Origin of the sequence: Rhodococcus sp. KBS0724, from assembly GCF_005938745.2 — a bacterium.
Classification (GTDB): domain Bacteria; phylum Actinomycetota; class Actinomycetes; order Mycobacteriales; family Mycobacteriaceae; genus Rhodococcus_F.
In genome coordinates, this window is the sequence record NZ_VCBX02000002.1 from 15,586 (window position 1) to 28,214 (window position 12,629).

Sequence of the window (12,629 nt, forward strand, 5' to 3'; positions counted from 1 at the left end):
TCTCGTGTTCGACGGTTATGCACTGTTGACTCACGATTGGTCAGTCAACACTGCCACTTGACGCACACCACATGGTCGAACACGCAATTGCCGGTCCGCATACATCGATATACTCCCGACTTCCTCGACCAATTCTCAAAGCTGCGCCCATGAGGTCGGGAAACAAGGTGGCCACCGATCAGTTTCGTTTTCCGTACTTTCGAACCAGCCATTCGTCGAATGTCTGACGTCCACGAGGTCCGTCGTGCGAGGGCAGAAGTGCACCGGCAGCCATCGCGCGGCCTGGCCGACCGGGCATTTTGACTGGGATCACCAGTCGGTGTCGGCCGTCGGCGTGCAAGAGGCGCCGTGCAAGGTCCGGCTGATACTCCACAGTTGGCCCGGCCAACTCCGGACTCATGCCGCTGGGCGGCCCGGCGACCAGTTCGACCAAATGATCGGACACCTCTTGCACCGCGACAGGCTGACTACGCATCTGAGGAACGACCGCAATTGGCCCGCGCACCATGCCCAGTATCTGCTCGGTGAATTCGTGAAACTGCGCGGACCGAAGAATCGTCCACGGCACATTCGACTCGCGTACGCGCCTTTCCTGCGTCCGCTTGCCGTCGTAGTAGCCGGAGTCAACGTCGTCGATCCCGATTATCGACAGCACGACGTGATGAAGAATGTTCGCCTTCTCGCCGGCAGCGAGGAGGTTGCGGCCAACTCGGTCGAAGAATTCGACTGCTGTCGCGCACTTTTGTGTCACTACATTGCTGACATCGATGACCGCTTGCACGCCGTCGAGTGCCTCGTCCAGCCCTTCACCGGTCGTGAGATCTACCCCTTGCGATCGCGAAAGCACAACCGGACTGTGTCCAGAGGCAAGGAGCCTGTCGACAAAGTGCTGCCCAACTAGACCCGTCCCTCCTGCAACCGCTATACGCATTTAGATTCCATTTCGCCTATGAGTATTGAAATATGCTGTTGTCCTTAACTTTTAGGGAAACACCTCGCTGTTCTGACGACAGCATTCGGTAGGACAATGAGTCGCCGTGCCCGCGTGCACGAATGCCCGGGAAGGGACAGACGACGTGCGTGCGATCGAGCTCCTGCGCGCCAGGACGGCTCATTATGTTTTCGCGCATGTGCTACATCCCGAATCCGGACAGTCGCAACCGACTCCGCCGGAATACGAAAGCTCGGCTCCAGTGCCGCAGATACCCGATCTCGCCCGGACGGAACTGCAAGCGTTCCGCCCTTCCGTCCCGAGTTCATACCTCAATGACGACGTAGCCACCGGAAGTGTGACATTGCACTGGGATTGTCATCGGCGAATTTGCCCGCGCCCAGTCCCCAGTCGATACGGCGCCGCTCGAGGTGAAGGTTTCGCTGCTTACCGGCAATAGGGCGCTCGACCGGCCGATGCATCTCGTGTTTCTACCAAACGCCGATCGAGCCCGCAGAGATGCGATTCATCCGGAACTCGAAACTACAAATACTTGTAACGAAATCCAGCCAATCACTCAGGGTGGTCTGCCATTGCTTTGCCGGCGCCACATCGAGGTCACCATGCTGGTGTCATGTCCACGAAGGAGTCGCACAACCACCCACTATGGCCTTCGGTCGGACTCGAGCCGGGTTCTCACGCGGAGCCGGCGCCCAAGCATCTCCGAACCCACGATGACGTCGAGGAAGCTGCGCCACGAGTTTTCGCGCCGCTACCGAATTCCGCGTTCCCTGACACGCCCTACAGCGTGTTCGACGCGTTGATCGACGCCCGAACCATCCGTCGAATCGGCGCATCCACGTCCACGGCAGAGAACTAGAACGACCCAAGCGCGACACATGTCGCGCCGCAGAACGCGCGCCCAGTCGTGCAGTGACCAGCACCAACACCAGGACCCCAAGAAACCTGTGGAGTCCGGAAAGAAGTGAACGCCATGACGACAGCCGCCGAGCACATCCTCACTCAAGCCGAGGAGATCGAAACTTTGGGCAACTACGCCTACGGGTGGTCCGACAGCGACGTAGCAGGAAAAGCTGCCCAACGGGGCCTGTCCGAAGCCGTGGTGAGGGGCATCTCTGCGACCAAGAACGAGCCTGCCTGGATGTTGGAAACGCGACTCAAGGGACTCGCGTTGTTCGACAGGAAGCCCATGCCGGCGTGGGGTGCGGACCTGTCTGGCATCGACTTCGACAACATCAAGTACTTCGTGCGATCGACCGAGAAGCCAGCAACGACGTGGGATGACCTGCCCGATGACATCAAGAGCACGTACGACCGCCTCGGCATCCCCGAAGCCGAGAGGCAACGCCTCGTTTCAGGCGTCGCCGCACAGTACGAGTCCGAGGTCGTCTACCACTCGATCCGAGCGGATTTGGAAGAGCAAGGCGTCTTGTTCCTCGACACCGACACCGCGCTGAAAGAACAGCCCGAACTGTTCAAAGAGTACTTCGGCTCGGTAATCCCGGCGGGCGACAACAAGTTTTCGGCACTCAACACCTCGGTGTGGTCGGGCGGCTCGTTCATCTACGTGCCCAAGGGTGTTCACGTCGAAATCCCGCTGCAGGCGTACTTCCGCATCAACACCGAGAACATGGGCCAGTTCGAGCGGACTTTGATCATCGTCGACGAAGGCGCCTATGTGCACTACGTCGAAGGCTGTACAGCACCGATCTACTCGACTGACTCCTTGCACTCCGCCGTCGTGGAAATCATCGTCAAAAAGGGTGCCCGATGCCGGTACACAACTATCCAGAACTGGTCGACGAACGTCTACAACCTAGTCACGAAACGAGCGATCTGTGAGGCAGGCGCGACGATGGAGTGGATTGACGGGAACCTTGGATCCAAGGTGACGATGAAGTATCCCGCAGTCTGGCTGATGGGCGAACATGCCACAGGAGAAGTACTTTCGATCGCGTTTGCCGGTGAAGGTCAACACCAAGACAACGGGGCAAAGATGCTGCACGCGGCCCCTCACACGTCGTCGAACATCGTGTCGAAATCGGTATCACGTGGTGGAGGGCGCACCTCGTACCGAGGTCTGGTGCGGATCAACAAGGGCGCTCATCACAGTGCTTCCACAGTCAAATGTGACGCATTGCTGGTCGACCAGATAAGTCGCAGCGACACCTACCCTTTCGCTGACATCCGCGAGGACGACGTCTCGATGGGTCACGAAGCGAAGGTGTCGCGCGTCAGCGAGGAACAGCTGTTCTATCTGATGAGCCGTGGCATGTCCGAAGACGAAGCAATGGCCACCGTTGTGCGCGGATTCATCGAGCCCATCGCCCGCGAACTACCCATGGAGTACGCCCTCGAACTCAACCGTCTGATCGAGCTGCAAATGGAAGGAGCGGTGGGCTGAATGGCTGCCTTGACCGAAACCCGATCCAGCCGACCCAGAACAGGATCACCGGCCGAGCGGTTCACGTCTCGGGACTGGACCCAGTTTCCTGAACCCCAGGGCAAAGACGAGACGTGGCGATTCACGCCACTTGCAAAGGTGCGCGCACTGGTCGGCCCTTTCACGCCAGTGCAACTGATCCTCGATGACGTCAGCATTCCTGAGTCTGCGACCTGGTCCATCGTCTCGAGTAAGCATTCATCGGTGGGGAGGGTCCTGGCGCCCACCGATCGCGCCAGTGCATTGGCATGGGAGAACGAGTCCAGCGCTGCGGTCATCGAGATCGAGAAAGACCAGACGCTACAAGATCCAGTCATCGTGACCTATCGGGGTAGACCCGGGCTCACGTGCAGCCATACCGTCGTACGCGCCGCTGCCGGCTCTCAGGCCACCGTCATCGTCGAGTATCTGGGAAGCAGCACGTTGTCGGAGAATATCGAAATCATCGTCGAGGACGGCGCACAACTGACGTTCGTCACCGTGCACAACTGGACCGATGACAGCATCCACCTGGCTACCCACACGTGCAGTCTCGGCGAAAGATCGACGCTCAAACATGTCGTCGTCGACCTAGGTGGGAGCCTGCTCCGAACGACTCCGAGCGTGCGGCTGAACGGCCCGCACTCCAGCGTCGAGATGCTCGGCGTGGGTGTTGCCGGAGCGAACCAACACATCGAGGCTCGCCTCTACGTCGATCATGCAGCACCGGAGTGCATCTCGAACGTGCTCTACAAGAATGTGCTTCTCTCCCCCCCCCCCCCCCCCCCGCGCCCACCGTGTGGATCGGCGATGTGCGTATCAGACCCGAGGCCACCCAGACCTCCACCTACGAAATGAATCGCAATCTGCTGCTGCGCACCGGGGCGCGCGCCGACTCGGTGCCGAATCTGGAAATCGAAACTGGCGACGTCACCGAAGCAGGTCATGCCAGCGCTACAGGGCGGTTCGACGATGAGCAGTTGTTCTACCTCGAGTCACGCGGCATTGCCCGTGAACAGGCGCAACAACTTGTCGTCCGCGGCTTCCTTGCTGACGTCACCAGTCGGATCGATCTCCAACCGGTCCGTGAGCACATCATGAACGCTGTCGACTCGCGGTTGGCGAGCGGTCAGATCCCCACAGAAAGCACGAGCAATCTCTCATGACCACTCTGGAAATCCGCGACTTGCATGCCAGCGTCATCGACAACGACATCGAAATCCTCAACGGTGTCGACCTGACCGTTCGCTCCGGTGAAGTGCACGCGATCATGGGTCCGAACGGATCTGGCAAATCCACGCTGGCGAGCTGCATCGCCGGACATCCGAAATACACGGTCACAAGCGGAAGCATCACACTCGACGGACAGGATTTGCTCGCGCTGTCTGTGGACAAACGCGCCAAGGCCGGTGTCTTCCTGGCAATGCAATACCCCGTGGAGGTGCCCGGCGTGTCCTCGTCGAATTTCCTCCGCACAGCCGCAACGGCGATCCGAGGTGAGGCTCCTAAGCTTCGCAACTGGGTCAAGGAACTCAACGGAGCAATGACCCGATTGGAGATGGACGCGGCCTTCTCTCAGCGCGATCTCAATGTCGGTTGGTCAGGCGGCGAGAAGAGGCGCCACGAGATTCTTCAACTCGAATTGCTCAAACCTGAAATCGCACTGCTGGACGAGACCGACTCCGGCCTGGACGTCGATGCACTGCGCGTCGTCAGCGAAGGTATCAACCGATCCGTATCCTCCGGTCTCGGAGTCCTCATGATCACCCATTACAGCCGCATCTTGCGGTATGTGCGCCCAGACTTCGTTCATGTCTTCCACGAAGGGACCATCGTCGAGTCCGGTCCTTCCAGCCTGGCCGACGAGCTGGAGGAGAGTGGCTACGCCCGGTTCGGAATCGAAGACCTCGACAACCACCCGAACACAGCCGTCGACGCCGTAAACGGCTGAGGCGCACCGTGACCACGACCGAGAGCAACCGCCGCCGCGTTACTATTTTGGGCTCCACCGGTTCGGTCGGTACCCAAGCAGTCGACCTGATCGCCGCACACCCCGACCGTTTCCAAGTCACCGCGATCTGCGCAGCCGGCAGCGACGTCGCTGCACTCGCAATGCAGGCGGCGCGCCTGGAAGTCCCCGTGATCGGTATCGCCGACCCCACCAAAGCTTCCGAACTGGACCATCGATGCAAAGAAATCTATCCCCGCCACGTGGCGCAGCCGTTCATCGTGACCGGGGGTGGTGCAGCCAGTGAATTGGCCGAACTCGAGACCGACGTAGTGCTCAATGCCATCGACGGGGCGCAAGCACTGCGGCCGACCGTGGCAGCGCTCGATGCCGGGCACTTAGTAGCACTGGCCAACAAGGAATCTCTTGTTGCCGGTGGCTCATTCGTTACTGGGCGTGCACGTCCAGGTCAGATCATCCCCGTGGACTCCGAACATTCAGCCCTGGCTCAATGTCTAGGTGGCGGAACCCGCCAAGAGGTGGAGCGGTTGATTCTCACCGCGAGCGGTGGCCCTTTTCGGGGCAAGAACCGGAACGCCCTCGCTGGTGTCACTGCCGAGCAAGCGCTGGTACACCCGACATGGAACATGGGCCGGGTCATTACCACTAACTCCGCAACCTTGATGAACAAAGGGCTCGAGCTCATCGAGGCTCACTTGCTATTCGGGATCGACTACGCCCAGATCGATACCGTCATTCACCCCGAGTCCCACATCCATTCGATGGTGCAGTTCGTCGACGGTGCCGTCCTGGCGCAACTGTCCACACCTGACATGCGGTTGCCGATTGCGCTAGCCCTCAACTGGCCTAGCCGACTTCCCGGCGCGGTCACCGCGGTCGACTGGTCCACCAGCCACCGGTGGAACTTCGAGCCCGTCGACCACGACACTTTTCCGGCGGTCCGGCTTGCCAAAACCGCGGGAACTGCGGGTGGATGCGCTGCGGCAGTCCTGAACGCTGCCAACGAACACCTGGTGGAGGCCTTCCACGAAGGAAGGATCGGTTTCCTCGACATCGTCGACAAGGTCGGCGACACCCTGCACACGTGGCTTCACACCCATCACGATGGAGCACCGCCCGCCGACATCGAGGAGATCGACAGAGCCCAATCTTGGGCGCACCTGCACGCAGAACAGCTGATTTGACGAGCATGCGCGATCACCTTGCCGCTCCCGTTGCACTCATTGCGGTCAGCCAGCTGATTGGAGTGGGTGATGCCTTATTCGCTGCGCTGGCGACGTCCGCCTGGGGTGTGCCCATAGGTGCGGCGAAACACTTCGACGAATGTACTTGCCGAATTCCAGCCACAGCGATGTGCCACAGTGCCCACCTGCATTCCGTCAGCCAAAAGCCGTAGTGCGTAATAAAGCCGCAGCTGAGTTCTCCACTGGACGTAGCTCATCCTCGTTTCGTCTCGGAACAATCGAGCAAGAGTTCGTGAACTCGTCCGACACGCCTTGGCCAAATCCTCGAGATCGAGAGCTACAGACAAGTTCTCCTCGACCATCTTGCACACCTCGACTAATCGAGGATCGCGAGGCGTAGGAAGTCGTATTGGTTGTTGTGAGGACACCGCGAGTTGATCGATGAGCACAGTCAACAGCCGCTGGCGCCGGCGCGGTTCTTCTGCTTCATCGGGTTGTTCTGTGTAATGAATGATCAGTTCACGCAACAAGGGGCTCACCTCGATCACCGCTGGGACATCGACACCCAATGGGTTGCGGGTAGCGGGTAATCCGACTCCGTGGAACCTGGTCGGCCCGTATGCACGGTGCTGATGGCTCGCTCCCGAAGGTATCCAGATCGCCCGATTTGCAGGGGCAACCCAGGTTCCCTCACTCGTCGCGACAGAAATGACGCCGGTGCTGGCATACACCAGCTGATGCTCGTCATGCGCGTGGTGAGCAATCACCGCGCGCGATGGCAATTCAAGGACCAATGTTGCCGTGTCCCACCGTTGGCTTGAATTCAGCATAACTTGGAATTCTATCGCAATACCGCCGATTCGTTGTTTGCGAGCGCAGCAATTGGAAAAGGGTAGCGACGAGAGCTTGCCGCACCTGCCCGACCGCCGGCCATACCAACGAAGGAGTACCAATTGGCTACCAACGAATTCGACAATTCATCGGCGAAGGAAACACCTCACGTCGCTGCGGACAGCCCACCGCCGCCTCGTCGTCTGCTGCGCCTGGAAGTCCGCAACGCCGCTGTGCCCGTCGAACGCAAGCCCGCGTGGATCAAAACCAAGCTGCGAACCGGGCCGAACTACACCTCGTTGACCTCACTCGTAGAGAGCAAGAATCTTCACACGGTTTGCCAGGAAGCTGCCTGCCCGAACATCTTTGAGTGCTGGGAAGACAAGGAAGCAACCTTCCTCATCGGTGGAAGTCGTTGCACTCGCCGATGCGATTTCTGCCTGATCGACACTGGCAAACCGGACGCACTCGACCGCGGCGAACCCGCACGCGTCGCTGCAAGCGTGCGCACGATGGGCCTGAAATATGCAACTGTGACCGGCGTAGCACGAGACGATCTGCCAGATGGTGGCGCATGGCTCTATGCCGAGACCGTACGCGCGATCCACGAGCTCAACCCCGGTACCGGTGTCGAGATGCTTGCCCCGGACTTCCGGGCCTCCCACGACCAGCTAGCTACGGTCTTTGCCAGCAAACCGGAAGTGCTCGGCCACAATCTGGAGACCGTCCCACGCTTGTTCAAACGCATTCGCCCAGGTTTCGACTATGACCGCTCACTCCAGGTACTGGACGCCGCTCGAACGGAAAATCTCATCACCAAGTCGAATCTGATTCTCGGATTAGGCGAGACGCGCACGGAACTTACCCAGGCTCTACATGATCTACGCTCTGCCGGTTGCGAACTCCTCACCCTGACTCAATACCTTCGGCCTTCCCCCCTGCACCATCCAGTCGACCGCTGGATCAAGCCAGAAGAATTCATCGAACTGAGAGAGGAAGCCGAGGAAGCCGGATTTCTTGGAGTCATGAGCGGGCCGCTTGTTCGCTCGTCCTATCGAGCGGGCCGACTGTACAAGTCAGCTCTCATGGCCCGAAAATCCACGACGCCAGTACCGACTCCCGAGCTAGCAGAGTCAACCAGTGCCTGACCCTGAAGCATCCTGAGCCCCCAGGACCTCTGGTGGCCAAACTTTCTGTGCGGCTACTGCATTGAGCATGGAATGGGACAAGTCGGGAACGATGACTTCGGAAGGATCGCGCCGAGGCGCAGCTGATTCGAAAGGGGCAGGACATCACGACGGTGACTTCCCTGGACCTACGCGGCAGCTACAGGGATCGGCGTCGAAGTCCGCCACGGCGCTTGAGTTCCGCGACACCCGCTTCGCCGGCCTCGCTCCCACTACGAGCTGCTGACACGCCCAACGACATCACTGATCCCCCCGCACAGAGTGCATCATGCGCACCGCAACACGATCCTCACCCTCAACGATCGCGGCATGGGCACTCATCCCCGGACACCGCGTGCAGTTCGTTCAACCACCAGATCTGTGGTGGACCGTGACCAACGGACAACGAGTTGCTGTGCAATGGACTGCTTGGACGGGAAGTGATGGAACAGACCGCCTTTGGTGAGGCCGCCGCAGACGATCACGTCGTTGATGCTCGCGGCACTGTATCCGCTGGCGCCCAATGACTTTGGCCGCCCCAGCGAGGATCCTCGCACGGGCGGCAACGGACCTTCTCCAGGACGCGCATGCTCGCCCGGTGCCCATCCTCCACATGAGCACAAAGACTGCCCGACAACAGTTCTCGGTCTGGATGTTCAGAATTCCAGTCCACCAAAGCGGACGCAATCTCCGTTGCGAAACCTCGGCCCCACTGATCTCGCCGAAAGGCATAGGCTAGTTCGCGACAGGAATCGACCTCACCGAACCCAGCTCTACCGACCATTTCTCCGGTGCGGTTGACCAAACGCCACTTGGTCCACCCCTGACGTCGTTGTTCATCGAGGTACCCATCGAGCCGCGTTTGCGACTCCGCGACACTCTCCGGTCGTCCGTACCCAATGAATTGCATGACCTGGGGGTCGGAGTGCAGTGTGGCGAGGTCATGCAGGTCCGACGGGATCCAGGTCGTAAGTTTCAGTCTTTCGGTCTGCAGGATCGTTTCGCGGCTCATGTCAGGATCTTCCCACTCGGTTCGATTCGTCGAGCCTTCACGGATGTCTCACCTGTCGGTGCCTCAGAATCGGCCGAAAGAGAGACGACCCGAAGTAGCGCATAACTATACAAAGGGGAGTTTGCGCGGCGGCCGGGGTCAGGGTTCTGCTCAATGCATACGATCGAGTCGTCGGAGGAGATCACTTCTTTGTTAACCGAACACCAAGTTGGAGGTTGAGGTTTTGAATCGTCAAAAAGGTGTCGCTTTGGCCGCTGTCGCGGTTGCGGTTGTGCTCGTCGGTTCGTACTTTGCGCTCACCGATCGAGGCCAGGACCAAACACCTGGAACAACGAATCCTACGACGGTTCAGCAGTACGACGATGGTGCGCCCCAAACCTCGGAAGACTTCGAGAGAGATTCGAAAATGGGACGCAGCCCTGGGGAGACCCCGGTGCGAGGGTCGAATACCAACGAGGATCAGCCGGGCGAATACAGCGGAGGGTTCTAGTGGCAGTGCCGGGATTTTGGTATCTATCTACAGGTAGGTACCAATCCCGGCTGTGCCGAAACGGGTCCGGAGTGCCGGGGCGTGCTCGTCATCTTCGCGAGACGTCGAAAGAAAGCTTCTGATCGATGTATCAGTAACCGCCGATTGATGGACACGTGCAGCTTGATAGGAGAAAGCAATCAATTCCGAGTTGAGGGCGCACACGCACGTAGGAACTCTCGGAGTTGGTCTCGGATCTAGCGAACCACGCCTCGACCGCCGGCAGCTCGGGGTCGACTTAATGACGATGCTTCCAGCTGACGTGCAGTGGTCTTCTGAAAAATGCAGTCGTTTTCTGAAACTGACAGGCGGTACACAAAGAGCCTGGTAGCAGGCGGAAATGAAGGGGTCGGACCATGATCGACATGATGGTGACTATCGCTGCAATCGCTTTGTTCGTCGGCCTGGCAGTCTTCGCGCTACCGGCGGCGCTACGCCAGCAACGTCAGACTGACGTGTCACGAAAGGCTGTGCTCGACGTGCCGAAGCATCGGTTCGACGCGTACGACGAGCATCCCTCCCCTGGCAGACGCCGAGCTGGAAGTGCAAGCTCCGGCGCAGCGGGAAGCTTCCACAGTTTCAGCGGATTCGACAGCGGCACAGTCTCTTCCGATTGTGGAACGAGCGGCGGCGACGCCGGCGGTTGCAGCTAAGCAAGTTACGTTCGTACGGGAATCACCGGATCGATGTCTTTGACAGTGACTTCAACCTGTTCGTCGACTCCGAAATGTCCACCAGGTTCACCCTTGACGATGAATGACACCCGAAGATTCCGCGCCAACCCCGCCTGAACGACGCGGCCGACTGACCCCGCCGGGATTCGTCTGCGCAGAATCCCGCCGAAATCCCCGCTGGCAACGACTTTGTCACCTATTTTCAGGGTGTTCACCTCGTTGTCCCCGTTCCGGATCAGTTCACTTTCCGCCTTGCGATCACTTCTGAACATCGCCGCAATTCGCGACATCAGTCCAACCCGCTGAAGTGGACTGGACCCCGATAGTTGGACACCGAATCTAGGTATCCTTCTTCAGGGAGTAGTTAGATGTACTCGAAAAGCACGTTAAGTCACATCGACGCCGTGTCGGCGCTCGAACTGTTCGAGGAAGGCTTCACTGCGAAGTCCGTCGCGTTGGCTCTTGACCTCGCCCCGAACCCTGTCCAAATGTTGTATCAACGATGGCAACTTCGGGGAGCAGGTGCGCTGGTGACGAGAGACCGCAGGCAGTACGATTTCGAGACCAAACTCGAGATCGTGCGTCGCAACGTCAACGGAGAGTCCGGAAGGGCTCTGGCCGATGAGTACGACTTGCCCTCGCCCACAACGGTAGCGAACTGGACGGTCATTTACCGACGTGACGGAGAAGACGGGTTGCGCCCGAAAAGGCGTGGCAGGCCTCCAACCGATCGCGGGGATTCCCCTTCGAAGAGCGAGCTCGAGACACTGCGTGCGGAGAACGAACGGCTTCGCGCTGAGGTCGCGTATCTGGGAAAATTGCGGGCCTTGAGGTCGCGGGAACGACGGGCGAAAGTTCGAGCTGTCGATGATCTCAAGGCGCAATTTCCGCTGGCACTCTTGCTGCAGATCGCGGACCTTCCCAGGTCGACGTTCTACGACCATCGGAATCGACTCCGTCACGCGGACCGGCATGCTGAGCTCAAAGAAGCCATTCGTGAGACCTTCGAAGATGCGAAGGGAGCCTACGGGCACCGACGTATCCTCGCTGTCCTGCGACGACAGGGGCGGAGGGTGTCGAAGAAAACCGTGCTCACACTGATGCGCACCCTCGGACTGCGGTGCCTGGTGCGTCGACGCAAACGGTACAACTCCTTCCGAGGCGAGGTCGGCGAGGCAGCCGACAACGTGTTGAACCGCCAGTTCGCGGCAGAGACTGCGCACACCAAGTGGGCCACGGACGTAACCGAGTTCAACATCGGCAGTTCCAAGGTCTACCTTTCGCCCATCCTCGATCTCCATGACAACCGGATCATCTCAGCGACGGCGGGGCCCTCTCCGAGCGTGAAGATGGTCACCGACAGCCTCCGTATGGCAATCGACACCCTCAACGCTGGCGAAAAGCCACTTGTCCACTCCGACCAAGGATTTCAGTACCGCCATACCCTCTGGAGGGACACGTTGCGCGAAGCAGGGCTCACCCAGTCAATGTCCCGCAAAGGCACGTGCCTCGATAACGCCGTCATGGAGGGATTCTTCAGCCACCTCAAGGAGGAATGGTTCCGCATCCAGAAACCCGGAACTCTCGACGAGTTTCACACGGGACTCACTGACTACCTGCGATGGTGGAACACCACCCGCATTCAACAGCGACTCGGCTACCTCAGCCCCGACGAGTACCGCGCCCAAACACCCGCCATCGCATAAGGTTCCATTAAGAGTCCAACTTTCGGGGACCACTCCACTACTGCGCCAATACTTCCCGCGCGGTACCGACCTGGCAGCGCACAGCGTCGACAAACTCTTGGCCGTCGCGGAGGAACTCAACGACCGACCCCGGAAATCGCTCGACTGGGACACCCCTGCAGAGCGCCTGAGTGCTTTACTGGAA

At 59.4% G+C, this 12,629-nt stretch carries 14 protein-coding genes and 1 pseudogene; 10 read left to right on the top strand and 5 right to left on the bottom strand.

Annotated elements, in window-relative coordinates; all coding sequences use genetic code 11:
• Positions 1 to 178 precede the first annotated feature (178 nt).
• Entirely contained in the window at positions 179 to 931 is a 753-nt protein-coding gene (locus FFI94_RS30970; RefSeq protein ID WP_138873761.1) for an SDR family oxidoreductase, read from the bottom strand.
• Positions 932 to 1,565: 634 nt separating this feature from the next.
• Here FFI94_RS30970 and FFI94_RS30975 point away from each other — a divergent pair.
• The 6 genes from FFI94_RS30975 to dxr all read left to right on the top strand — a co-directional run bounded on the left by FFI94_RS30975 (position 1,566) and on the right by dxr (position 6,527).
• Complete coding sequence (locus FFI94_RS30975) at positions 1,566 to 1,811, top strand: hypothetical protein (RefSeq protein ID WP_138873762.1); 246 nt, start codon at positions 1,566 to 1,568, stop codon at positions 1,809 to 1,811.
• Positions 1,812 to 1,925: 114 nt separating this feature from the next.
• Positions 1,926 to 3,356: a Fe-S cluster assembly protein SufB gene (gene sufB / locus FFI94_RS30980; RefSeq protein WP_138873763.1), complete on the top strand. Its 1,431-nt coding sequence runs from the start codon at positions 1,926 to 1,928 to the stop codon at positions 3,354 to 3,356.
• Complete coding sequence (locus FFI94_RS30985; protein ID WP_138873764.1) at positions 3,357 to 4,232, top strand: SufD family Fe-S cluster assembly protein; 876 nt, start codon at positions 3,357 to 3,359, stop codon at positions 4,230 to 4,232. It begins immediately after the preceding gene.
• Positions 4,229 to 4,540 carry a SufD family Fe-S cluster assembly protein gene (locus FFI94_RS30990; protein WP_397495590.1) on the top strand — a complete coding sequence of 104 codons (312 nt, stop codon included), beginning with the start codon at positions 4,229 to 4,231 and terminating at the stop codon, positions 4,538 to 4,540. The genes FFI94_RS30985 and FFI94_RS30990 overlap by 4 nt, the downstream gene beginning before the upstream one ends.
• Positions 4,537 to 5,325: a Fe-S cluster assembly ATPase SufC gene (sufC, locus tag FFI94_RS30995; RefSeq protein WP_138873766.1), complete on the top strand. Its 789-nt coding sequence runs from the start codon at positions 4,537 to 4,539 to the stop codon at positions 5,323 to 5,325. Before FFI94_RS30990 ends, sufC begins: the two co-directional genes overlap by 4 nt.
• Positions 5,322 to 6,527: a 1-deoxy-D-xylulose-5-phosphate reductoisomerase gene (dxr, locus tag FFI94_RS31000; RefSeq protein ID WP_397495605.1), complete on the top strand. Its 1,206-nt coding sequence runs from the start codon at positions 5,322 to 5,324 to the stop codon at positions 6,525 to 6,527. The genes sufC and dxr overlap by 4 nt, the downstream gene beginning before the upstream one ends.
• Before the next feature lie 74 nt (positions 6,528 to 6,601).
• Here the strand turns inward: dxr and FFI94_RS31005 are convergent, their stop codons facing one another.
• The gene (locus FFI94_RS31005) at positions 6,602 to 7,357 is read right to left on the bottom strand and encodes a helix-turn-helix transcriptional regulator (RefSeq protein WP_138873768.1); all 756 of its coding nucleotides are present in this window, start codon (positions 7,355 to 7,357) and stop codon (positions 6,602 to 6,604) included.
• A gap of 123 nt (positions 7,358 to 7,480) precedes the next feature.
• Between FFI94_RS31005 and lipA the strand changes: the two genes are divergently transcribed.
• Positions 7,481 to 8,506 (top strand): lipoyl synthase, encoded by a 1,026-nt coding sequence (lipA, locus tag FFI94_RS31010; protein ID WP_138873769.1) that lies wholly within the window; start codon positions 7,481 to 7,483, stop codon positions 8,504 to 8,506.
• Between the two features lie 356 nt (positions 8,507 to 8,862).
• Here lipA and FFI94_RS33890 read toward each other — a convergent pair whose 3' ends face one another.
• Both FFI94_RS33890 and FFI94_RS34825 read right to left on the bottom strand, forming a co-directional pair.
• A complete protein-coding gene (locus tag FFI94_RS33890; protein ID WP_260684537.1) occupies positions 8,863 to 9,081 on the bottom strand; it encodes a TetR/AcrR family transcriptional regulator in 219 nt (72 codons plus the stop codon).
• On the bottom strand, positions 9,006 to 9,536 hold the full coding sequence (locus tag FFI94_RS34825) for a GNAT family N-acetyltransferase (RefSeq protein WP_138873771.1): 531 nt from the start codon (positions 9,534 to 9,536) through the stop codon (positions 9,006 to 9,008). Before FFI94_RS34825 ends, FFI94_RS33890 begins: the two co-directional genes overlap by 76 nt.
• Positions 9,537 to 10,421: 885 nt before the next feature.
• On the opposite strand from FFI94_RS34825, the gene FFI94_RS31025 reads away from it, so the two are divergent.
• Positions 10,422 to 10,718: a hypothetical protein gene (locus FFI94_RS31025; protein ID WP_138873773.1), complete on the top strand. Its 297-nt coding sequence runs from the start codon at positions 10,422 to 10,424 to the stop codon at positions 10,716 to 10,718.
• Between the two features lie 5 nt (positions 10,719 to 10,723).
• On the opposite strand, the gene FFI94_RS31030 is transcribed toward FFI94_RS31025, so the two are convergent.
• Entirely contained in the window at positions 10,724 to 11,029 is a 306-nt protein-coding gene (locus FFI94_RS31030) for a hypothetical protein (RefSeq protein ID WP_138873774.1), read from the bottom strand.
• 78 nt (positions 11,030 to 11,107) lie between these two features.
• Here FFI94_RS31030 and FFI94_RS31035 point away from each other — a divergent pair, with 78 nt between their 5' ends.
• Together FFI94_RS31035 and FFI94_RS31040 are read left to right on the top strand one after the other, a co-directional pair.
• Positions 11,108 to 12,445, top strand: a complete 1,338-nt coding sequence (locus tag FFI94_RS31035) for an IS3 family transposase (RefSeq protein WP_138873775.1) — start codon at positions 11,108 to 11,110, stop codon at positions 12,443 to 12,445.
• 28 nt (positions 12,446 to 12,473) lie between these two features.
• Positions 12,474 to 12,623, top strand: a pseudogene (locus FFI94_RS31040) (IS30 family transposase); the annotation flags it as partial.
• Between the last annotated feature and the right edge of the window lie 6 nt (positions 12,624 to 12,629).

Coding starts and splice junctions, on each gene's coding strand:
- sufB (WP_138873763.1), top strand. CDS start 1,926: ATGACGACAGCCGCCGAGCACATCCTCACTCAAGCCGAGGAGATCGAA.
- FFI94_RS30985 (WP_138873764.1), top strand. CDS start 3,357: ATGGCTGCCTTGACCGAAACCCGATCCAGCCGACCCAGAACAGGATCA.
- FFI94_RS34825 (WP_138873771.1), bottom strand. CDS start 9,536: ATGAGCCGCGAAACGATCCTGCAGACCGAAAGACTGAAACTTACGACC.
- FFI94_RS30975 (WP_138873762.1), top strand. CDS start 1,566: ATGTCCACGAAGGAGTCGCACAACCACCCACTATGGCCTTCGGTCGGA.
- sufC (WP_138873766.1), top strand. CDS start 4,537: ATGACCACTCTGGAAATCCGCGACTTGCATGCCAGCGTCATCGACAAC.
- FFI94_RS31005 (WP_138873768.1), bottom strand. CDS start 7,357: ATGCTGAATTCAAGCCAACGGTGGGACACGGCAACATTGGTCCTTGAA.
- FFI94_RS30970 (WP_138873761.1), bottom strand. CDS start 931: ATGCGTATAGCGGTTGCAGGAGGGACGGGTCTAGTTGGGCAGCACTTT.
- FFI94_RS31025 (WP_138873773.1), top strand. CDS start 10,422: ATGATCGACATGATGGTGACTATCGCTGCAATCGCTTTGTTCGTCGGC.
- FFI94_RS31035 (WP_138873775.1), top strand. CDS start 11,108: ATGTACTCGAAAAGCACGTTAAGTCACATCGACGCCGTGTCGGCGCTC.
- FFI94_RS30990 (WP_397495590.1), top strand. CDS start 4,229: ATGAATCGCAATCTGCTGCTGCGCACCGGGGCGCGCGCCGACTCGGTG.
- FFI94_RS31030 (WP_138873774.1), bottom strand. CDS start 11,029: ATGTCGCGAATTGCGGCGATGTTCAGAAGTGATCGCAAGGCGGAAAGT.